Here is a 19,140-nt window from a genome sequence, read left to right as displayed (position 1 = left end):
TGCGCGCGCGACGGTTTGGCACGGCTTAACCAGCATAGGACAGGACATGGCCACGCAACTCGACATCGATCTCTCGACTATTTTCGACAATATCGACGAACGCCAGGTCGAATTTACCGGCGAGGTCGATGGCGACGACTATGAGTTCGCGGTGAAATATGGCGTACTCGAAGCGCTGAGCGGCGATGCGCCCGATGACGACGCAGAGTTCCGGTTCAACGAATTCATCGATGTTCTGCGCGATGCTGCGCTGAACGCCCTGTCGCGCAACAGTGACGCGCCGGTCATCATCGTCAGCGAAAACGATCTCGACCAGTGAATGGATTTCGGGGCGCGCAGGACCCGGCACACGGCGGCATGTGCGCGTCGCTGAAGAATATGCCGCGCGGTGGCCGTTTCCGCCATCTGTGGCTTTGCTGAGCACCAGGTCAGCAGCTGCCTCGCGGTCTCGTTACCGGGGAAGTATCTGCGGGTCGTGACCCGACCGACGGCTCGAACGTGTTGAAGAGTTGCTCGACGCGAGTGCGTTGGCCATATTTGTCGCGAGTGCGCAGTGCGGGATTTTGGCGTCCGCGCGTGACGGCAGACCACCGCCCTGGCCTTTTCCGAGATCATGCGGAAGAGGGGCAAAGCCCTTCACATTGCGCGTCTCGGTTGCTGGGTCTCATTGGTAGGCCGACCGCACATAAATTGCCGCCAATCGCGACCGCAGACGCTGTTCCACGTGCCATAATCGTCCGGTAAGGGCGCCACGGGGAACCGGTCGGTGCGACCTACATCATGACTTCGAGGAAAGCCGGTTATGACCCGCCGGATGGCAGCCCCGTCGAGATGATGGTTGCAGCACGAGTCGGAGTTCGTAGACGCAGGTATGACTGACGGTTCGAAATCGACTCATTTCTCGTGGATCCTTCGCTGGCAATGCGTCTCGGGCCTCGCCCTCGCATCCATGCTTCCGTTCCTCTTTGTCAGCATCCCGCCGCTCGCCGACGTGCCCGGCCACATCGGTGCCTTTGCGGTCCAGGTGGCGCCTGCAGACAGCCCGCTGTTCCGCGATTTCGGGTTTGACTGGAAGCTGACGCTCAACATGGCGTGCCAACTGGCGATCGAGGTTCTTGCGCCGTATCTTGGCGTCTTCACGACGACCTGGCTGTTGGCTGCGCTATCGCCGGTCATTACCGTCCTGGGGTTGCTCGCGGTGAGCCGAAAGCTCAATCCGGATGCGCCATCTTCGATGCCCTGGGCGTTGATTTTCGTCTATAATATCGCCTTTCTAGCCGGCTTTCTCAACTTCACGCTTGCGACTGGACTGGCACTCTGTGCGTTTGCCGCATGGATGGCACTGGACGGGCGCAGAAGCGCCCGGGCGCTGCTTTTTCTGCTCGTCGCTCCGACGTTGATGATTGCCCATGCGCAAGGCGGGGCTTTCCTGATCATCTGGATCTCCAGCTGGGAGCTGTGGCGTTCGGACGGGTGGCGACCCGGCAAATGGAACGTCACGTTGGTGCGGGATATGGTATCGCGCTTATGGCCGCTCGCGGCGGCCGTCATCCCGGTCCTGCTGAGCGCTTCCGGATCAGGGCCGACGACATTGCCGGTGTTGCGGAAGTTTCGCATCGTCATCGAAACAGTACACGACCAGAATGCAATGCTGGACATATCGACAGTCATCGCGTGCCTGGCTGTCCTGGCTTTTGGCTTTTATCGCGGTGCGCGATATTCGCGCGGCAGTGCCGGACCGGTAATCGCAACAACGGTTTTATTCTTCATCGCGCCGGGTCGGCTGGCGGGAACCGATTTTGTCGATTTGCGCATCGCGCCCTATGCTCTTCTGCTCGCACTTGCGCTGCTGGACTGGGGGCGTGTCGATCTTCGCACGCGGCGCTGGGTTCTTCTGGTGGGTGCCGTTCTGCTGACGGTGAGGCTTGCTGTGACGACCGCCTCTTTCGTCGAGTATGAGCGCAGCTTCCGTTCGGAATTGACTGCGCTCCAGAAGGTTCGGCCCGGCGCCCGGGTGATGAATCTGAGTTTGATCGATTGCGATCTTGCCGGCTGGCGGTCTCCGAGGACCGAGCACCTCGCCAATCTCGTGACGCCGATGCGTGACGGATGGACAAACGCGCATTGGGCCCTGCCAAATGTGCATATGCTGCAAATCCGGTTCGCGCCCGGCGATTATGCGCGTGATCCGTCACATCTCGTGCGACCGGATCATTGTATCGATTATACGGTGCCATTTGAAAACCGGACGCGACACGGACTTGCGGAGACGATGCGGCACCTGCCGCTTCAGGACGTGGATTATCTATGGCTGGTCGGACTGCAACTCCCGCAGGGCACTCGCGACGACCGCCTGATCCGAATTTGGCAGAACGACAAGAGTGAGCTTTACGAGATCCGCCGAGCAAAGGTGGCCAACGGTCGGGCAAAATGAACCCAGAGCGTCGGGGGTGGGGTGGCCCCGCGGCGCGTTCGCTGCCATTGCGCGTGCCAGGGAGACGGACATGGACCTGAATCTGACCGGCGGCGCGACGCCCGCCCGCCGCATCGCGCTGCTGATCGATGCGGACAATGTCTCGCACGGCAAGATTGCCGCGATGCTGGCCGAGCTGTCCAAATATGGCGTCGCGAACATCCGTCGTGCCTATGCCAATTGGGCGAGCCCGAGCATGAAGGGCTGGACGGCGCGGCTTCACGAGCACGCCATCCGTCCGGTGCAGCAGTTCAGCTATTCGAGGGGCAAGAATGCCACCGACATGGCGCTGGTGATCGACGCGATGGAACTGATGTACACGCAGAAGCTGGACGCCTTCTGCATCGCATCCAGCGACGCCGACTTCACGCCGCTGGTCATGCAGCTGCGTGCGAACGGCCATGACGTCTATGGCTTTGGCGAGCGAAAGACCCCGGACCCGTTCGTCAATGCATGCACGACCTTCCTCTATCTCGACCGGCTGGGCGAGGAGGGGAGCGTCAGCGCCAAGGCGGAAGTGGCGGCGACCGGCGAAACGCCCGAGCCCAAGGCATCATCGCGGAAAAAGGCTGCGCGTTCGGAAACTGCGGAGGCCAAGCCGACCAAGGCGCCGCTGAGCCAGGATGCCAAGCTGGTCGCGGTGCTGCGCGGCGCCGTCGAGGCGACGGCGGGCGACGATGGCTGGGCGCCGCTGGACGCAGCTGGCAGCGCCGCAAGGCGACAGGCCCCGATCGATCCGCGCAATTACGGCGCGCGCAACTTCCCCAAATTGTTCGAAGCCGTGGGCCTGTTCGAGATCGTGAAGGCCGAGGAAACCGGGCAGAGCTACATCGCCGACCGGCGGAACCGCGACAAGACGCCGAAACCGCAATTCTAGGACGGGGCCGACGCCCGCTCCGTTATCGATCGTTCCACCGAACCGGAATGCGCAGATAGCTTACGCCATTCGCTTCGGCTTCGGGGAAGCGGCCGGCGCGAATGTTGACCTGGATCGAGGGGAGCAGGAGTTTCGGTGCGGTCAGGCTGGCGTCGCGCGTTTCGCGCATCGCGACGAAGGCGTCCTCGCTCACGCCGTCATGGACATGGACGCTCGAGCGGCGTTGTTCGCCGACCGTCGTTTCCCAGCGATAGGTGTCGCGACCCGGCGCCTTATAGTCGTGGCAGAGGAACAGCCGGGTTTCGTCCGGTAGCGCCAGAATCCGGCGGATCGACTGGTACAGCGTGCGCGCGTCGCCGCCGGGAAAATCCGCGCGGGCGGTGCCATAGTCGGGCATGAACAGCGTATCGCCGACGAACGCCGCGTCGCCGATGCGGTAGGCGAGGTCGGCGGGCGTGTGGCCGGGGACGTGCAGCACCTCGACCTTGAGCTCGCCGATCGTGAAGCGTTCGCCATCCTCGAACAGCCGGTCAAAGTCGCTGCCATCCACATTCAGATCGTCCATCGCGAAGACCGGGCGGAAGAGGGTCTGCACCTCCCGAATATGCGCGCCGATGCCGATCCATGCGCCGGTGCGCGCCTTGACGAACGGGGCGGCCGAAAGGTGATCGGCATGGGCGTGCGTTTCCAGGATCATCTCGATTTGCCAGTCATGCTCGCGCGCAAAGGCCAGGATGCGTTCGGCTGAGCGGGTGTCGGCAGTGCCGCTGGCCAGGTCAAAGTCGAGTACCGGGTCGATCACCGCGGCGATGCGCGTTGCGGGGTCGCCGACCAGATAGCTGATCGTGTTGGTCGGCTCGTCGAAAAAAGCCTCGATGACAGGCTGGGTCATGATCGTCCTCCGATTGCCCTTGCATATATATTAGATAATGCTAAATAAGCGATATCTAATGGAGTGGAGCGATGCTCAAGCCACCGATGGATCTGGCGACCTTCGAAGCGAAGGCCGGACACGTTGCCGACACGCTGAAGGCGATCGGCAATGCCCGCCGCCTGATGCTGCTGTGCAAGTTGGTCGAGCATGACGAGATGACGGTCGGCGACCTCGCGCGCGAGGTCGGATTGTCGCAATCGGCCTGTTCGCAGCATCTGGCCAAGATGCGTGAGGAGGGCCTCGTCACCTATCGGCGCGAGAGCCAGACACTCTGGTACGCCATTGCGGATGCGCGGGTCGGGACGCTGCTGGCCACACTCTACGAACTGTACTGCAAGGAGTGACGGAATGACGCCTGCCTTACTCTCACCCGCCGAGGCTCGCGCCGCAATCGCTGCCGGTGCGCGCCTCGTCGATATCCGCGGAGCCGACGAGCATTTGCGCGAACGGATCCCCGGCTCGGTGAACCTGCCGCTGGACCGGATCGGAGAATTGCCGAGCGATAGCCGACCGGTCATATTTCACTGCCGGTCGGGGATGCGCACCTCCGCCAGTGCGGTGCAGCTCGCTGCGGCAGCACAGGGGGCGCCGGTCTATATCCTGACGGGCGGTATCGATGCCTGGCGCAGCGCCGGGCAGGCCACCGTCACGGACCGATCGCAGCCGCTGGAAATCATGCGGCAGGTCCACCTCGCCGCGGGCGGGCTGGTGCTGGTTGGGATAGCGCTCGGCCTGTTCGTCTCGCCCGGATTATTCGCCCTGTCGGCATTTGTCGGGGCAGGGTTGGTCTATTCCGGCGCCACCGGCTGGTGCGGCATGGCGGCCCTGTTGCGCATGATGCCGTGGAACCGCCGCGCCGCGGCCTGAGGCAGGGATGGACGGCGCGACCCTCATCGCCGCACTGGCCTCGGGCGCGGTGATCGGCCTGATCCTGGGCCTGGTCGGCGGCGGCGGGTCGATCCTGGCGGTGCCGCTTCTGGTCTATGTGGTCGGCGTCGACTCTCCGCATGCCGCAATCGGCACGGCGGCTGTCGCAGTCACGGCCAATGCGGTCGCCAGCCTGATCGGCCATGCCCGGGCAGGGCGCGTGAAGTGGCGCTGCGCCAGCGTCTTTGCCGGATCGGGAATGATCGGCGCCGCTCTGGGCGCGGAACTGGGCAAGGCGGTGGACGGGAAGCGATTGCTGTTGCTGTTCGGCCTGCTGATGATCGGTGTCGGGCTCTCAATGTTGCGCCGCAGGCGCGTTGCGGAGGCGCCCGAGGTGCGGCTGACGCGGGAGACTGCCTCGGTGCTGCTGCCGCGCCTGGTTCCGACCGGTCTGGGCGTCGGGCTGGCGGCGGGGTTCTTCGGGATCGGCGGCGGGTTCCTGATCGTGCCTGGCCTGATACTCGCGACCGCCATGCCCTTGTCCTATGCGATCGGCACCTCCCTGGTCGTCGTCAGCGCCCTGGGTCTGACCACAGCCGCCTCCTATGCCGGATCGGGGCTGGTCGACTGGGGCATCACGGGGTTGCTCGTCGTCGGCGGCGTGGCGGGAACGGCCATCGGGTTGGTGTTCGGCCGGCTATTGGGGGCCCGCAAGGGGCTGCTCGAACGCGGGTTCGCAGCGGTGGTGATCACCGTGGGTGGCTATGTCATCGCGTCGTCGATCTGACGCAGCGCCAGCGATCAGCGCGCGCGGTGGGTCGTACCGAGGCCGGGCGTGATGAAGATCGCGGTGGCCCTGGCACCGGCGGGGACATCGGCGGTGTGCCAGCATCCGGGCGGATTGATCGCGTAGTCGCCGGGGGCGAGGGTGACGCTGTCGCTGCCGCCATCGGCGCATTGCCGATGGAGGGTGAAGCTGCCCTGGGTGCAGATCACCACTTCCGCGCCGTGCGGGTGCATTTCCCAGCTCTGCCAGGATTCGTCGAAGCTGAATTGCGAGACGAGCCTGCCCTCGATGCCATCGGCCGCATGGCGGATGCCATAGGCTTCGTACCAGCTTCGTCCGTCATTTCCGGTTCGACCGACGCGGTGGCGCCGGGGCCAAGATGGATCGGGTCGACGGGCAGATGGGGCATGGCGGGGTCCCTTGTCGGCTGGTGACGGCGCAGAAGCGAAAGCACCGCCGTCGGCCCGCACAGTCTAGCTGTCGGTACCTGCCGGCGCCAGCCACGCCCGGCTCAGTCGGGGTGCCTCCGATGCTACCCGCGTAACGCGGCCGGTGGGTCGTGCAGCCATTCTGAAGCTCCCGGCGCGCAGTGGAAGCCTGCGTAACCAAGGAGTTTTGACCATGACAGTATTTCGGGCCGGACTGGCCGCCATTGCCCTTCTCTTTGCGGGAAGCACCGCTGCACATACGGACCCTGTTCGCATCCTGTCCGATCGCTCCGACCCGTCCGACACCGTCAGGGTGCCGGTGTCGGCCGCGGATCTCGATCTGACCACCCAGCGCGGTCGCCGCATTCTGAAAGTGCGCATCTATCGCGCGGCGCGCGACATTTGCGGCCTGGACACCGGCAATCGCATCCTGGACCGGTACAGCCGCTGCCTCAACGACACGGTCGAGCGCACCAAGCCGCAGATTGCGCAACTGATCGGCCGCGCAATGGCCGGTGCAGCGGCCGGCGGCGCCATCAGCGCGGGCGCGGGCAGCAGCTGGAGCCCGGATTGGAAGGCCGAACTGATCCCGGCCTATCGCCGCGGTGCCTGCAGTCGCTGCCCTGCGCCCTGATGGCGGCTCAGCGCCTCTTGCTGCGACGCTTCCAGCCGCTGAAGCGGGTGGGCGTGGGGCGAGAAGGCGTAAGGCGCGGGCAGGCCCATCAGCAGCATGTAATTGGCGCAGCTGTGCTGGGCGAGTGCCTCCTGGAACCATTCGATGCCGAAATGCGGATCCGCGAGGGGAATGAACTCGCCCGGCAGCGCCGGGATCTGGCTGGGCACCGCGACATAGGGATTGTCCAGCACCTCGAGCAGACCGGCGGTCGTCAACGCCCAGGCTTCGACGACCGGATCGAAATATTTCCAGCCGTAAATATCGGGAATGCCGGTGATGTCCCACCAGGCGCGTGGAACGACGTCCATCGGGTTGAAATAGATCTGGCGCAGCGGACAGGCATCGACCAGGGCATCGACGAAACCCTGCGTCCCCGCAGTCGGTCCGGCGAAGGTGATCGGGGTCAGCCAGGCGGTCTTCGCCGGTGGAAGCTTCGCCGCCAGCCAGGGCGCGAGCATGCTGGCGATGCATCCGCCCAGGCTGTGCCCGGTGACGAGGATGATCGGTTCATATTCGCCCCATTTGGGCAGCGAGGCGAGATAGTCGAGGATGGTCTGGTCGTTCCAGCTCAGCTCGGTGACGGCCGTCAGTGCGTCCAGGCTGCCGGTGGCGATCCAGGCATTGGGGACGTCGAGCCAGGGACATTGCGGGATCGGTGTCGCATCCTCGTACAGGTCCGCGAGCAGTCCGGTGATGTCGGGATGGGCGGTGCCGCGGTTGACCACCGCGACCAGGAACGGCGGCGCGTCGATATCGTCGTCCGGGCTACCGGCGAACAGGCCGGCGCCGTAGAGGAGATTGCCCTTGTCGCTGTCGGTCACCGGACCCCAGACGCAGCGCCAATGGCTGTCGGGGACGATGGGGAAGACCATGTTGGAGTTCGCCACGTCGGTCGCGATCGTGTCGATCGGTTCGTTATAGGCGAAGTAGGACAGCTGGACCATGGCGGCGGCGACCGCGCTGGTGCTGCCCGCGTCGGAAGCAAGTTGCGCTCGCGCGGCCTTCAGCTCCTCAATCACTGCCTCGATGCGCTCGCTGACCGTCGTCATCCGATCCCTCCCTTGGCCGTCCGTCCCGACTCCGTGCGAATTTTCCGACGGGCGCGGTGCCGCGGCAACTCAATTCGCGGCCGTTTTGAGGGCTATCGGCAGGCGGCGGGATCAGTCGCCGAGCGCGAGATCCACCGCCGCCGCGGCGTGGAGGGCAGTGGTGTCGAACAGCGGGACCGGGCTGTCGTCCGGGCCGATCAACAGCATGATCTCGGTGCAGCCCAGGATGATCGCCTGGGCGCCGCGATCGACCAGCCGGGCGATGACCGCGCGATAGGCGTCGCGCGACGCGGGCTCGATCCGGCCGGCGACCAGTTCGTCATAGATGATGCGGTGGACGGCGGCGCGATCCTCCGCGTCGGGCACGAGCACGTTGAGCCCGTGTTTCCCGGTCAGGCGTCCGCGATAGAAGTCGCGCTCCATGGTGAAGGCGGTGCCGAGCAGGCCGACGCGGGTCAGGCCGGCGGCGCGGATTGCGTGTGCCGTGGGGTCGGCGATGTGGAGCAAAGGGATGGCGACCGCCGCCTGGATCGCGTCGGCCATCAGGTGCATCGTGTTGGTGCAGATCAGCAGCAGCTCCGCCCCGGCACCTTCGAGCCGGCCGGCGGCGTCGGTCATGCGATCGGTCAGCGCGGGCCAGTCGCCGTCATGCTGCAGCCGCTCGATCTCCGAAAAGTCGAACGACCAGAGCAGGCATTTCGCCGAAGCGGTGGGACCGCGCCGGTCGCGCACGCCCTGGTTGAGGATGCGATAATATTCGGCGGAGCTTTCCCAGCTCATGCCGCCGATCAGGCCGATGGTCTTCATGGCGCCGCACGATAGAGGCGGCCGGGGACGGCGCAATGCGCGGGATCAAAGGAAAAGGGCCGCCCGCGAGGGACGGCCCTTTCCTGGTCCGGAAGCTGCGATCAGAACTTGAACGAGATCGCGCCGCGATAGGCCTGGCCCTTCACGTCGCTGCGCTCGATCGTGGTTTCGGCCGAGAGCGAGAGATCGACGGCACCGGTCGAGAAGGTGACGCCGCCGGTCAGCTCGGCCCAGTCCTTGTCCTGGCCGTTGAGCGCGAACAGCACGTTGCCGCCGACGCCGCCGACGAAGTTCGCGCCGAACACGCCGGGGCGGTCGTTGAACTCATGGACATAGGTGCCGGTCAGGAACGGGCGGAATGTGCCGGTGCCGGCCAGCGTCAGGCCGGCGCGACCCTGAAGGCTCTCGACCTTCTCGCGGTCGATCATGAGGGCGTTGGGGCCGCCTTCCTCCAGACCGCGCGAGAAGCCGATATGGGTTCCGCGGGCCGAGAGGCGCGGCGTGATCCGGGCAGCGCCCAGATCGAAGTCCTTGCCCAAGCCGATGTCGCCGACGACGACGAGCGAGTTGTTCGACCCCGTCAGGCGATAGCTGTTGCCGATGATGCTGACGTTGCGGACGGTGTTGAGGTCCAGCAGGCCGGCGGTCAGCGTCGCGTCGAAGGTGACGCCCGAGGCGGTCTTCAGCTTGCCGTAGAGCGAGCCCTGGTAGAGGTTCGCCCGCGCGCTGTTGCCGACAAAGGCCGAGGTGCCGTCGAGGCGGGTATAGGACAGCGCGAAGCCGATGACGCCGTGGTTGCCCACCAGCTTCTCGACACCCGCGGCACCGTACCAGCCGTCATAATCGTCACGCCCGCCAATGCCGCTCATCGGCGCGGAGTCGCCGTTGAGATAGCCACCGGCGAAGAACGCGCTGACATCCTCGGGCAGGGCATTTTCCTGAACCATCGGCGCCATCGAGGCCGAGGTGGCGACGCCGCCAAAGCCCATGCCCGAAATGCCGGCGACGCCGCGGGTCGAGGTCAGGTTCTCGGCGACCTGGCCGACCGCGCCGTAGCGGGCGACGGTGCCGCCCGACGATGCGGGATCGAGCGAAGTGACGCGGTCGCGCAGCAGGTTGGCGATGTTGGCCGCGCCGACCAGCGCCAGCGACTGGCCCGTGGTTTCCGCCGCCGGGGTCCAGCTGTTGAGCGAGGCGCGGATCTGGGCGGTGTCGCCGAGATCGAGCGGGCCGTAGATGCCGTCATAGCGCGACTGCTGGCCGCGGTTGCGGTCGAGCAGGGTGGCATAGGCGACCTGGTTGCGGTTCGAGGCATCGACGACATTGGCATAATTGCCCGCTACGATTCGCAGCGTAACCGCATTGGTGCCGTAGGTCAGCGTCGGAGTCAGGATCGCGCTGAGCGCGCCCAGCGAATTGAACCGGCCGCTGACACCGCCCTGAGCAGTGACGATCGTGTAACTGTCGCCGTTGCGGATCGCGCCGGGGCTCACGAAGTTGAGCGCCAGCGTGCCGCCCAGATTGGCGAGGCCGGTGCCGGCCCCGTTGGCCTGGACCGCGATCCGGTCCGACACGCCGTTGGTGCCGAGGTCGACCATATAGCGCGTGCCCGAAGCAAGCACGACATTGCCGCGGAAGGTGAGCGTGCCGGTCGTCCCCGCCGTGCCCGGCGCAATCACGCCGGCCATGCTGGTGAAGAAGGGGACGGTGATGGTGCCGGTGCCGTTCAGCCCGCCGGTCATCATCAGATAGTCGCCCGGCGAGGTCAGGTTGCCGTTGACCTGCATCGTGCCCGTCGCCTGGGTGATGTCGATCAGGCTGGTCAGCGACCCGCCCGCCGCGATGTTCAGCCGCGCGCCGCCGCCGGCGATGGCGAAGCGATCGACCGTCACCGCGCTGCTCAGCGTGGTGGTGCCCGTCGCCGCCAGCGTGACGTCGAAATAGCGACCGATTACGCCCTGACCGGGGTTCGGATCGATATTGTTCGGCACGAAGTTGGTCGCGCCGGGCAGGCCGTTGGCGATGGTCGCCGCCGGCAGGGCATTGGCGGTCACGTCCGCCTGGGCGGTCGGCTGGGTCTGGACCAGGCCGGCGGCCTGGGCGGTGGCCGAACCATTGGTCAGCGAGCCGGCGGCGACGGTGTCGCTGCCATTGGCGAGTGCGCCGGCAGTCGGCTGGCCCGTGGTCGAGTCGGTGCCGATCGGACGGACCGCGACGGTCGCCTGGCCGGTGCCGTAATTATAGCATTCCGCCGTGCCGCCGGATTCGAAGCAGGCCTCGCCGAACTTGCCACCCTCGACGGGTGCGATGCCGGTACCGGGTGCGGTCGGAACGCCGTTCACCAGTTCGCCATTGGGGCCGATGATGTGATAGTTGGGGTCGATATTGGTGACCCAGTGGTTGGCATCGGTCCAGTTGCCATCGCCCGCCACGCTGGAGACGTAGCGATACGGATTATTCGCAGCGATCCAGTCCCAATAGAGATAAAGCGGCTGATAGAAGGACACGGTGCCATAGCCATTGGCCGGGGCCCCGTTGAAGAAGCGGGTATAGCCGCCCGACAGGACGCCGATCACCAGCTGCTTGGCATAGGTGCTGTCGAGGATCAGCGGGCCGCCCGAATCGCCGCTGGCGGTGGTGCCTTCGCGCGGGGTGGGATTGTCGCGAAATGCGTTGAAATCGCGCGGATCGGCTCCGGCCGTGCCGCGGCGGGGATCGTCGAAGTCGATCCAGTACAGGTTCTGCGGCAGCTGACCGGTGGTGCTGCCGAACAGGAAGCTCGTGAAATCGTCCAGCGAGACAAGTGCGCCCAGCATGTTCTCGGCCAGGCGACGGCGATAATCGACGCCGTTGACCGATCCGGTGTCGCCGGTACCGTTGCGGCCATAGCCGGCAAGGTTGACGTGATAGCCTGTACCGGCTGCGCCGCCACCTTGCGGCGGCAGTGCCGAGAACAGCATCGCCCAGGTCGGAATGTCCTTTGCCGGGGTGTCTAGCGTCGCGATCGCGACGTCGGCCTGGCGGAAGCCGCCGGACAGACCCTCGACGGAATCCGGGTGCCACGCAACGGCGTTGACATTGTACATGTAGCGGCCGGTATTGGTCTGATATTCGGCACCGCCGGCGACGCCGTTCAGCCAGCCGCCGAATGCGCTTGCACCCGCCTGGTTGTTGTTCTGGTTGAAGCCGAAGCCGATCGCCGTGCCGCCAGTGTTGGCGCCATAGGCTTCTTGGGGACGGGTGTTGACGCAGTGCGCGGCGAAGATGACTGCGCGCGGGTTGATCAGCGTGCCGGTGCACAGGCCGATCGTGCCGTCATTATTGTCGACGATCATCTGGCCGACGCCGGTGATGTTGTTCGGATCCTGCGCCGTGGTCGGAGTGCCCGGATAGCCGATCACGATCTGCGGCGTCGCCTCGGGCGCATCGAACATCGAGCGATCGACGACCCCGGTAGTTTGTGCCTCGATCAGCGCATCATCGGCTCTCGGCCCGCCATTGATCGTCGAGACATTCTGGGCTTGGGCGATGCCGGCCAGCGTCGAGAGGCCGAAGGTGGCCGAGACGAGCAGAGACGCGCGTACGGCTCGCGAATTGCGAGAAATGAGCATGAACAATGTCCCCCTGATGCGGAACGTCGTGATGACGAAACCAGGTCAGGGGGACAGGCTATTGTGCCCAAATGGGGATAACAAGCGGGATCGCGGCAGCTTCGGCGACGATTCATGTCACTATGTTGCGCCGCGGCAACGCTCGGCCGATCAGCGCAGTCGCGTGCCGACCAGCGTGCCCTTGGTGCCGGGATGGATCAGCTCGAACTCGAAATTCGGCCAGCGCTTGCGCCATTTGCGGGCGATGACGCGCTCGCCGGGGCGGGCGGCGTCGTCGAGCATGATCGTGCCGCCGACCGAGATACGGTCGAACAGGCTGTCGGCCGCCCCGCGGACATAGGGGTGGATCGCCCAGGGCGGGCCGTCGATGATCAGCAGGTCGATCTCGGCGGGGAGCACGCCGTGGTCGTACCACACGCCGGGCCAGCCATTGGGCGACGGGCGGAAGGGCGTGGCGCGCAGATCGGCGTCGACGCCATTGTCGCGCAGCCACTGGCGCGTGTCGCGAACGAAGCCGGCATGCTGGTCGCAGCTGATCTGAGTCCCGCCGCCATTGAGCTGAAGCGCACGGGCGACGATGAGGCTGGAGGCGCCGGCACCAAATTCGACGACGGTGCGCGGGCGGCGCGCCTCGATATGATCGACCAGCAAATGGAGGAAGCCGGTGTCCGCCTTCCAGCTGCCGAGATAGGGCAGGGCGTCGGAGGCCAGGCCGAGCCGCTGCGTCAGGCGCAGCTTCTCCTCGCGCGAGCCGCCCGAGAGGCTGCGCAGCAGCCAGGGCCAGCCGATCGCGCCAAAGGCCATGACGTGAAGAATATCGGATATCGAGCGGCGCGCATCGGCCGGCCAGGCGCCGTCGTCGGCAAGGGGAAGGAAGGAAGTCAGTTCACGCGACGTCATGGATGGTCTTTCCCCAGGCGCTGCGGCGATGCGCAGACACGGATACGATGATGATGCTGTCATGGAATGCGCGCGCGAGGGGGCACGCCTCAGGCGGACTGCCCCGGTCGATCAAACTCATTACGCCGTCCCCTCGAACGTGTTGGCGTGCCTTCCCACGGGCACGCAGCTGTGATGACAGCCGGTTGTGGCAAGGACAAGGCCGCTTCGCGGCGGATTGACACCGGTCAAGCGCATTCGTATATTTCTGTCATGACAGAAACTACTGATCATACGAACTTGCTTCCGGCCGCGGTCCAGCAGTTCGTCCTCCATTGGGGCGAGATGGGCGGGCAGTGGGGCGTGAACCGCTCCGTCGCCCAGATTCATGCTCTGCTCTATCTGAGCGACCGCCCGCTACACGCCGAGGAGATCAGCGACACGCTGCGCATCGCGCGCAGCAACACGTCCAACAGCCTGAAGGAATTGCTCGCCTGGAAGCTGATCCGGCGCGCGCCGGTGATGGGCGACCGGCGCGATCATTATGAAGCCGAGGTCGATCTGTGGCAGATGCTGACCCGCATCGCCCAGGGGCGCAAGGCGCGCGAGATCGACCCCGCGGTCGCGGCGCTTCAGGTCTGTGCCGCGGAGGCCAGGCAGGATCCGCGCATTTCCGCCACCGCGCGCGGGCGCATCGACGCGATGCACGACTTCGTGCGGACGATGGACGACTGGTATCAGCAGATGATCGCGATCCCGCCCGGCCGGCTGGCCATGTTGGTGGCGATGGGCAAGCGGGTGCTGGCCTTCCTTCCCAAGGGCAAGAGCGGGAAATAGGAGGCCGCGATGGTGGCGCAGGCACTGGCATGGCGGGACGAGCGGGTCCGGCGGCGCTGTGCCGGATGGCGCCGCGCGGAAGCCGAGGCCGAACCGCAGGGGCCGTTCCGGCGGCTGCTGGGCAATGCCTGGGAGCAGTTGCCCGCCGCCGTCCGCAACCGCTTTGCCTGGCATATCGGGGCCGGTGCCTGTGTCGCCTATGTCGGCGAAGTGGTCGAGTGTCGAATGAGCCGGACCGGCTGGCTGCTGGCGCAACTGGCTCGGCTGGTCGGCGGCCCGCTGCCGCTGACGCGCGATACCGGCGTAGCCGCCAGCGTCAGCGTGACCGGCGATGTCGAGGGGCGCGGCCAGTATTGGACGCGGCAATATGGCCGGCGCAGCGGTTTTCCACAGGTTATCCACAGCGCCAAGCAGTTTGCCGGCCCCACCGGCCTGGAGGAATATCTCGGACTGGGGATGGGCATCGCGCTGCGATTGAGGGTCGAGGGCGGGGCGTTGCTGTTCGAGAGCGACCATTATTTCCTGCGCGCCGGCGCGGTGCGATTGCGCGTGCCGGACTGGACGATCGGGCGGCTGACGATCGGTCATGTCGATCTCGGCGGCGGGCGGTTCGCCTTCACCCTCGACCTGGATCATCCGCTGCTCGGCCTGCTGGTGCGCCAGGTCGCAGTGTTCGCCGACGCGGCGACGGAGGCGGACCATGGCTGAGCCGCACCCGGTGATCCTGTTCGACGCGCAGTGCGTGCTGTGCTCCGCCCATGCCCGCTTCGTGCTGGCGCGCGATCGGCGCGGAGATTTCCGACTGGCGTCGATGCAAGGCGAGGCCGGGGCGGCGCTGTATCGGCGGTTCGGGATCGATCCGACCGACCCCGACACGATGATCGTGGTCGAGGGCGACCGGGTCTTTCGCGACAGCGACGCCGTGCTCGCAGTGTGGCGCGGACTGGGATGGCCGTGGCGCGCGGCGGGAGTGATGGCGCTGGTGCCGCGCGGGGTTCGAGATCCGGTCTATCGCTGGGTAGCGCGCAATCGCTACCGGCTGTTCGGGCGGACCGAGCAGTGCTGGATGCCGACGGCCGAACAGCGGGAACGACTGTTGTGAGCGGGCAGCCTGCCCATCGTGCCGCAATCGCCGACGTCGCTGCGTTGGCAATCAACCCACCCGCTGCGGCAATCCTGGCCGCTGGATTCGTGCCCGGCATCATCGCCTTCGCGATCTCCGTTTCGGTTTTCGGCGCGACTGAGTTGATCTCTGCCTTCGCCATCCTGTTGCTGTTCTCGACTATGGGATGGGTGGTCGCGGTGGTGCATATGGTGCCCTCGCTTTATCTCGTCGAGTGTGTCCGTCGGTGCGCCCGCATGACATGGTTGAGTGCGGCGACGGGCGGCACACTGGTTGGGACGATTCCAATTTCGTTGCTGCTCCTTGCTATCGGCGGAAGCGGCGTCGAGACCGTTTCACTGTTTGCGCTGAGCGGGCTTGTCGGCGGCCTGGCCTATCGCTGGGAGGCTGGACCGGACGGGCCGGCGCGATGAGCCAGGTCCTGATCATCGGCGGCTATGGCGGGTTCGGCGCGCGGTTGAGCCGGCGGTTGCTGGCGGCGGGACATCAGGTGCTTGTCGCCGGGCGGAGCCTGGAGAAGGCTGCGGCCTTTTGTGCCGAACTCGATCGCGCCGAGCCGGTGGTCGCGGACCGCGCGAGGGGCATCGGCATGGTGCTGGCGCAGCATCGGCCCGATCTGGTGATCGACGCAGCCGGGCCGTTTCAGACGGGCGGGTTCACCGTGCCCGAGGCGTGCATCGCGATGCGCATCCCCTATCTCGATCTGGCCGACGGGCGCGACTTCGTCGCCGGGATCGGGGCGCTCGACCGGGACGCCCGGGCCGCTGGAATTGCGGTGGTCGCGGGAGCATCGAGCGTGCCCGCGCTGTCGGGTGCGGTCGTGCGCCGCCTGGCCGAGGGCATGGCGCGGGTCGAGCGGGTGGAGATGGCGATCAGCGCGTCGAACCGCGCCAGTGCCGGCGCGTCGGTGGCGGCCGCGATCCTCAGCTATGTCGGGCGGCCGGTCCGGCTGTGGCGCGGCGGACGCTGGACGACGGGCCATGGCTGGCAGGAGATGCGACGCGAGGATCTGCGGCTGGCCGATGGCAGCGGGCCGGGACGGCGGCTGGTCGCGCTGGCCGATGTTCCCGACCTTGCATTGGCGCCGGAGCGACTGCGGGGTCGGCCATCGGTGGTGTTTCGCGCCGGGACCGAGCTTGGGTTTCAGATGCTTGCGCTCTGGTCTCTCGGCTGGCTGGTGCGGTGGGGATGGGTCTCGTCGCTGGTGCGCTGGGAGCGGTGGCTGATGCCGCCGTACCGCATGACGCTGGGGCTGGGCAGCGACCGTTCGGGGATGCGCGTGACGGTCGAGGGCGACGGGATGGAGCGCCGCTGGACGCTTACCGCAAGCGAGGGCGACGGGCCCGAAATCCCGGTACTGGCGGCGCAGTCGCTGGCCGAGGATCTACTGGCGGGGAAGATCGGGCTCGGCGCGCGCGATGCCTGGGATTTGCTGACGCTCGAGCGGTTCGAGCCGCTCTTTGCCGAGTTGGCGATCCGCCATGAGACGATCGAACGGGCGGCACCGCCGCCTCTTTATGCCCGGGCGATGGGCAGCCGCTTCGATCTACTGCCCCTCGAAGTGCGCGCGATGCACCGGGTCCAGGCCGACCGAGGCGCATCCGGAGCGGCGACGGTTGAACGCGGGCGCGGATGGGCCGCGCGGTGGTTGGGCGCGATGATGCGGATGCCCCCGGCGGGCGACCACGACGTGCACGTCCAGTTCGTCGTGCGAAACGGGCGCGAGACCTGGACGCGCGACTTTGGCGGCCACCGGTTCCGCAGCGAGTTGAGCGAGCGCGAAGGCGGGGTGACCGAGCGGTTCGGGCCGCTTCGCTTCGGCTTCACGCTGGCGTCCGACGCAGCGGGGCTGCGCATGATGCTGGTCCGCTGGAGCCTGTTCGGCGTCCGGCTGCCGCTGATGTTGGCGCCGCGCATCTCGGCGCGCGAAACGGTCGAGGACGGGCGGTTCCGCTTCGATGTGGACGTCGGGTTGCCGCTGATCGGGCGGATCGTCCGCTATTCTGGCTGGCTGGCCCCGATCGACGCCTAGCGCAGCCAGCGCGCCATGGTGGGAAAGGGTGCGAGCCCCAGCCTGTCCGCCAGCATCGGTTCGGCGGTCATGCCGTAGGTCTGGAGGATCGGGACGCCGATCCCGCCGGTCGGGCCGTCCTGATAGGAGGAGAGGAAGCGCTGGCCGTCGCCCTTGTAGCCGCCCTCGTGAAAGACGATCGCGGGGTCGATGTCGATCGCGAGCGCCGCGGCATAGGACCAGGCCATCGCCGCCATTTCCTCGACCGGGTTGTCGACGATCTCCGCCTGGCTTTCGCGAAGCTCGGGCGGGGTGACCGCAATGTGTCCGGCCTCGTGCAGCAGGTCGCCGGGCCAGGGCAACTGCTCGGGATCGAAGACCAGCTTTCCGTGACGCACCGTGGCACCCGGGAGCAAGGTTCCGTCGGCCAGCGGCTCGACCGCGACCGGAATCCCGATCTGCTCGAGAAACGGGATGATGCGGGCGACGATCGGATCGGTGAAGGTCATGGCAGCGATGCTAAAGCCCCGCACGTGACGCGAGCAACGAAAAAGGGCGGCCCGTTGCCGGACCGCCCTGATTTCGCAAGCGAAGGACCGCTTAGCGCTTCGAGAACTGGAAGCTGCGGCGGGCCTTGGCCTTGCCGTACTTCTTGCGCTCGACGGCGCGGCTGTCGCGGGTCAGGAAGCCCGCTGCCTTCACCGGCGCGCGCAGCTTCGGCTCATACTTGGTCAGCGCCTGGCTGATGCCATGCTTGACCGCGCCGGCCTGGCCCGAAAGGCCGCCGCCCTTGACGGTGCAGATCACGTCATACTGACCGTCGCGCTCGGTGATGCCGAACACCTGGTTGATGACGAGACGCAGCGTCGGACGTGCGAAATAGACTTCCTGATCGCGACCGTTGATCGTGATCTTGCCGGTGCCGGGCTTCAGCCAGACGCGAGCGACGGCGTCCTTGCGGCGGCCGGTCGCATAGGCGCGGCCATAGGCGTCGAGCTCCTGCTGACGCAGCGGCATCGTGCTTTCGACGGGCGCGGCCGGTGCGTTCAGATACTCGTCGGCGCTGGTCGGCGCGTCGGCAGCAGCGCCACCGGCAATCGCACCGAGATCGGAAAGGGACTGGCGGTTATCGGACATTATGCGCCCACCTTGTTCTTGCGGCTCATGCCGGCGATGTCGAGGACCTCGGGGTTCTGCGCTTCGTGCGGATGCTCGGCGCCAGCATAGATGCGCAGGTTGCGCATCTGCTGACGGCCCAGCGGGCCGCGCGGGATCATGCGCTCGACGGCCTTTTCGAGGACGCGCTCCGGGAAGCGGCCTTCGAGAACCTTGGCAGCGGTGATGCCCTTGATGCCGCCAGCATAGCCGGTGTGCTTGTAATAGACCTTCTGGCCCAGCTTCTTGCCGGTGAAGCGCACCTTGTCGGCGTTGATGACGATGACATTGTCACCGCAATCGACGTGCGGGGTGAAGCTGGTCTTGTGCTTGCCGCGCAGCACATTGGCGATCACGACGGCAGCGCGACCGACGACCAGATTCTGGGCGTCGACGATGTGCCACTTCTTCTCCACCTCGGCCGGCTTTACCGACTTGGTGGTCTTCATCAGCGCCTTCATGGGGCCGGGACCTTTCGATTTGAAACGCAAGCGCGCCACCCTCTCGGGCAGCGCGGTTGACGGGCATCTGACGCAGAGGGGTTCGAAAGTCAAGCAAATGCGCGGGTTTCTTGACGGGTATCAGAATACCATGACCATTTTCACGACGCCATCCGCCCGCATCGG

General features: G+C 66.3%; 21 protein-coding genes. 12 read left to right on the top strand and 9 right to left on the bottom strand.

Annotation, left to right across the window (positions count from 1 at the left end; all coding sequences use genetic code 11):
• Positions 1-46 precede the first annotated feature (46 nt).
• From ACZ1H8_RS01040 to ACZ1H8_RS01030, 3 genes are all read left to right on the top strand, one after another.
• Positions 47-319, top strand: a complete 273-nt coding sequence (locus tag ACZ1H8_RS01040) for a hypothetical protein (protein WP_465179551.1) — start codon at positions 47-49, stop codon at positions 317-319.
• Positions 320-871: 552 nt separating this feature from the next.
• The gene (locus ACZ1H8_RS01035; RefSeq protein WP_465179550.1) at positions 872-2,434 is read left to right on the top strand and encodes a hypothetical protein; all 1,563 of its coding nucleotides are present in this window, start codon (positions 872-874) and stop codon (positions 2,432-2,434) included.
• A 70-nt stretch (positions 2,435-2,504) separates the two neighbouring features.
• Entirely contained in the window at positions 2,505-3,350 is an 846-nt protein-coding gene (locus tag ACZ1H8_RS01030) for an NYN domain-containing protein (protein WP_465179549.1), read from the top strand.
• Between the two features lie 22 nt (positions 3,351-3,372).
• On the opposite strand, the gene ACZ1H8_RS01025 is transcribed toward ACZ1H8_RS01030, so the two are convergent.
• Entirely contained in the window at positions 3,373-4,242 is an 870-nt protein-coding gene (locus tag ACZ1H8_RS01025) for an MBL fold metallo-hydrolase (RefSeq protein ID WP_465179548.1), read from the bottom strand.
• 71 nt (positions 4,243-4,313) lie between these two features.
• Here ACZ1H8_RS01025 and ACZ1H8_RS01020 point away from each other — a divergent pair, with 71 nt between their 5' ends.
• The 3 genes from ACZ1H8_RS01020 to ACZ1H8_RS01010 are packed head-to-tail and all read left to right on the top strand — an operon-like array spanning position 4,314 to position 5,938.
• A complete protein-coding gene (locus ACZ1H8_RS01020; protein WP_465179547.1) occupies positions 4,314-4,628 on the top strand; it encodes an ArsR/SmtB family transcription factor in 315 nt (104 codons plus the stop codon).
• Between the two features lie 4 nt (positions 4,629-4,632).
• Entirely contained in the window at positions 4,633-5,151 is a 519-nt protein-coding gene (locus ACZ1H8_RS01015; protein WP_465179546.1) for a rhodanese family protein, read from the top strand.
• A gap of 7 nt (positions 5,152-5,158) precedes the next feature.
• Complete coding sequence (locus ACZ1H8_RS01010; RefSeq protein WP_465179544.1) at positions 5,159-5,938, top strand: sulfite exporter TauE/SafE family protein; 780 nt, start codon at positions 5,159-5,161, stop codon at positions 5,936-5,938.
• Positions 5,939-5,952: 14 nt separating this feature from the next.
• Here ACZ1H8_RS01010 and ACZ1H8_RS01005 read toward each other — a convergent pair whose 3' ends face one another.
• Complete coding sequence (locus tag ACZ1H8_RS01005) at positions 5,953-6,171, bottom strand: hypothetical protein (RefSeq protein WP_465179543.1); 219 nt, start codon at positions 6,169-6,171, stop codon at positions 5,953-5,955.
• Between the two features lie 388 nt (positions 6,172-6,559).
• Between ACZ1H8_RS01005 and ACZ1H8_RS01000 the strand changes: the two genes are divergently transcribed.
• Positions 6,560-7,000, top strand: coding sequence for a UrcA family protein (locus ACZ1H8_RS01000; protein ID WP_465179542.1), 441 nt, complete (start codon positions 6,560-6,562; stop codon positions 6,998-7,000).
• Here ACZ1H8_RS01000 and ACZ1H8_RS00995 read toward each other — a convergent pair.
• The 4 genes from ACZ1H8_RS00995 to ACZ1H8_RS00980 form a co-directional block, all read right to left on the bottom strand.
• Entirely contained in the window at positions 6,961-8,091 is a 1,131-nt protein-coding gene (locus tag ACZ1H8_RS00995) for a lipase family protein (RefSeq protein ID WP_465179541.1), read from the bottom strand. The genes ACZ1H8_RS01000 and ACZ1H8_RS00995 overlap by 40 nt on opposite strands.
• A gap of 111 nt (positions 8,092-8,202) precedes the next feature.
• Complete coding sequence (locus ACZ1H8_RS00990) at positions 8,203-8,898, bottom strand: aspartate/glutamate racemase family protein (protein WP_465179540.1); 696 nt, start codon at positions 8,896-8,898, stop codon at positions 8,203-8,205.
• Between the two features lie 101 nt (positions 8,899-8,999).
• Complete coding sequence (locus ACZ1H8_RS00985) at positions 9,000-12,509, bottom strand: autotransporter domain-containing protein (protein ID WP_465179539.1); 3,510 nt, start codon at positions 12,507-12,509, stop codon at positions 9,000-9,002.
• 150 nt (positions 12,510-12,659) lie between these two features.
• A complete protein-coding gene (locus tag ACZ1H8_RS00980) occupies positions 12,660-13,409 on the bottom strand; it encodes a class I SAM-dependent methyltransferase (RefSeq protein ID WP_465179538.1) in 750 nt (249 codons plus the stop codon).
• Positions 13,410-13,661: 252 nt separating this feature from the next.
• On the opposite strand from ACZ1H8_RS00980, the gene ACZ1H8_RS00975 reads away from it, so the two are divergent.
• The 5 genes from ACZ1H8_RS00975 to ACZ1H8_RS00955 are packed head-to-tail and all read left to right on the top strand — an operon-like array spanning position 13,662 to position 17,380.
• Positions 13,662-14,225 (top strand): GbsR/MarR family transcriptional regulator, encoded by a 564-nt coding sequence (locus ACZ1H8_RS00975; RefSeq protein WP_465179536.1) that lies wholly within the window; start codon positions 13,662-13,664, stop codon positions 14,223-14,225.
• Between the two features lie 9 nt (positions 14,226-14,234).
• Positions 14,235-14,933, top strand: a complete 699-nt coding sequence (locus tag ACZ1H8_RS00970) for a DUF4166 domain-containing protein (protein ID WP_465179534.1) — start codon at positions 14,235-14,237, stop codon at positions 14,931-14,933.
• A complete protein-coding gene (locus tag ACZ1H8_RS00965; RefSeq protein WP_465179533.1) occupies positions 14,926-15,327 on the top strand; it encodes a thiol-disulfide oxidoreductase DCC family protein in 402 nt (133 codons plus the stop codon). The genes ACZ1H8_RS00970 and ACZ1H8_RS00965 overlap by 8 nt, the downstream gene beginning before the upstream one ends.
• Positions 15,324-15,761 (top strand): hypothetical protein, encoded by a 438-nt coding sequence (locus tag ACZ1H8_RS00960; RefSeq protein ID WP_465179532.1) that lies wholly within the window; start codon positions 15,324-15,326, stop codon positions 15,759-15,761. Before ACZ1H8_RS00965 ends, ACZ1H8_RS00960 begins: the two co-directional genes overlap by 4 nt.
• Positions 15,758-17,380, top strand: a complete 1,623-nt coding sequence (locus tag ACZ1H8_RS00955) for a DUF4166 domain-containing protein (protein ID WP_465179531.1) — start codon at positions 15,758-15,760, stop codon at positions 17,378-17,380. Before ACZ1H8_RS00960 ends, ACZ1H8_RS00955 begins: the two co-directional genes overlap by 4 nt.
• On the opposite strand, the gene ACZ1H8_RS00950 is transcribed toward ACZ1H8_RS00955, so the two are convergent.
• The 3 genes from ACZ1H8_RS00950 to rplM all read right to left on the bottom strand — a co-directional run bounded on the left by ACZ1H8_RS00950 (position 17,377) and on the right by rplM (position 18,975).
• A complete protein-coding gene (locus tag ACZ1H8_RS00950; RefSeq protein ID WP_465179530.1) occupies positions 17,377-17,868 on the bottom strand; it encodes a hypothetical protein in 492 nt (163 codons plus the stop codon). The two genes, ACZ1H8_RS00955 and ACZ1H8_RS00950, sit on opposite strands and share 4 nt — an antisense overlap.
• A gap of 91 nt (positions 17,869-17,959) precedes the next feature.
• Positions 17,960-18,496, bottom strand: coding sequence for a 30S ribosomal protein S9 (rpsI, locus tag ACZ1H8_RS00945; protein WP_110153516.1), 537 nt, complete (start codon positions 18,494-18,496; stop codon positions 17,960-17,962).
• Positions 18,496-18,975 carry a 50S ribosomal protein L13 gene (rplM, locus tag ACZ1H8_RS00940; RefSeq protein ID WP_110153515.1) on the bottom strand — a complete coding sequence of 160 codons (480 nt, stop codon included), beginning with the start codon at positions 18,973-18,975 and terminating at the stop codon, positions 18,496-18,498. The genes rpsI and rplM overlap by 1 nt, the downstream gene beginning before the upstream one ends.
• Positions 18,976-19,140 lie beyond the last annotated feature (165 nt).

It is taken from the genome of Sphingomonas sp. BL-S-25, assembly GCF_055521555.1.
This window is presented reverse-complemented; position numbering and strand designations above follow the sequence as displayed.

Bases quoted from the DNA above. Each gene is read 5' to 3' on its own strand.
- ACZ1H8_RS00980 (WP_465179538.1), bottom strand. From the start codon at position 13,409: ATGACGTCGCGTGAACTGACTTCCTTCCTTCCCCTTGCCGACGACGGC.
- ACZ1H8_RS00970 (WP_465179534.1), top strand. From the start codon at position 14,235: ATGGTGGCGCAGGCACTGGCATGGCGGGACGAGCGGGTCCGGCGGCGC.
- ACZ1H8_RS00985 (WP_465179539.1), bottom strand. From the start codon at position 12,509: ATGCTCATTTCTCGCAATTCGCGAGCCGTACGCGCGTCTCTGCTCGTC.
- ACZ1H8_RS00990 (WP_465179540.1), bottom strand. From the start codon at position 8,898: ATGAAGACCATCGGCCTGATCGGCGGCATGAGCTGGGAAAGCTCCGCC.
- ACZ1H8_RS01015 (WP_465179546.1), top strand. From the start codon at position 4,633: ATGACGCCTGCCTTACTCTCACCCGCCGAGGCTCGCGCCGCAATCGCT.
- ACZ1H8_RS00975 (WP_465179536.1), top strand. From the start codon at position 13,662: ATGACAGAAACTACTGATCATACGAACTTGCTTCCGGCCGCGGTCCAG.
- ACZ1H8_RS01020 (WP_465179547.1), top strand. From the start codon at position 4,314: ATGCTCAAGCCACCGATGGATCTGGCGACCTTCGAAGCGAAGGCCGGA.
- ACZ1H8_RS01010 (WP_465179544.1), top strand. From the start codon at position 5,159: ATGGACGGCGCGACCCTCATCGCCGCACTGGCCTCGGGCGCGGTGATC.
- ACZ1H8_RS01040 (WP_465179551.1), top strand. From the start codon at position 47: ATGGCCACGCAACTCGACATCGATCTCTCGACTATTTTCGACAATATC.
- ACZ1H8_RS01030 (WP_465179549.1), top strand. From the start codon at position 2,505: ATGGACCTGAATCTGACCGGCGGCGCGACGCCCGCCCGCCGCATCGCG.
- rpsI (WP_110153516.1), bottom strand. From the start codon at position 18,496: ATGTCCGATAACCGCCAGTCCCTTTCCGATCTCGGTGCGATTGCCGGT.
- ACZ1H8_RS01000 (WP_465179542.1), top strand. From the start codon at position 6,560: ATGACAGTATTTCGGGCCGGACTGGCCGCCATTGCCCTTCTCTTTGCG.
- ACZ1H8_RS00955 (WP_465179531.1), top strand. From the start codon at position 15,758: ATGAGCCAGGTCCTGATCATCGGCGGCTATGGCGGGTTCGGCGCGCGG.
- ACZ1H8_RS00950 (WP_465179530.1), bottom strand. From the start codon at position 17,868: ATGACCTTCACCGATCCGATCGTCGCCCGCATCATCCCGTTTCTCGAG.
- ACZ1H8_RS00965 (WP_465179533.1), top strand. From the start codon at position 14,926: ATGGCTGAGCCGCACCCGGTGATCCTGTTCGACGCGCAGTGCGTGCTG.
- ACZ1H8_RS01005 (WP_465179543.1), bottom strand. From the start codon at position 6,171: ATGCACCCGCACGGCGCGGAAGTGGTGATCTGCACCCAGGGCAGCTTC.
- ACZ1H8_RS00995 (WP_465179541.1), bottom strand. From the start codon at position 8,091: ATGACGACGGTCAGCGAGCGCATCGAGGCAGTGATTGAGGAGCTGAAG.
- rplM (WP_110153515.1), bottom strand. From the start codon at position 18,975: ATGAAGGCGCTGATGAAGACCACCAAGTCGGTAAAGCCGGCCGAGGTG.
- ACZ1H8_RS01025 (WP_465179548.1), bottom strand. From the start codon at position 4,242: ATGACCCAGCCTGTCATCGAGGCTTTTTTCGACGAGCCGACCAACACG.
- ACZ1H8_RS01035 (WP_465179550.1), top strand. From the start codon at position 872: ATGACTGACGGTTCGAAATCGACTCATTTCTCGTGGATCCTTCGCTGG.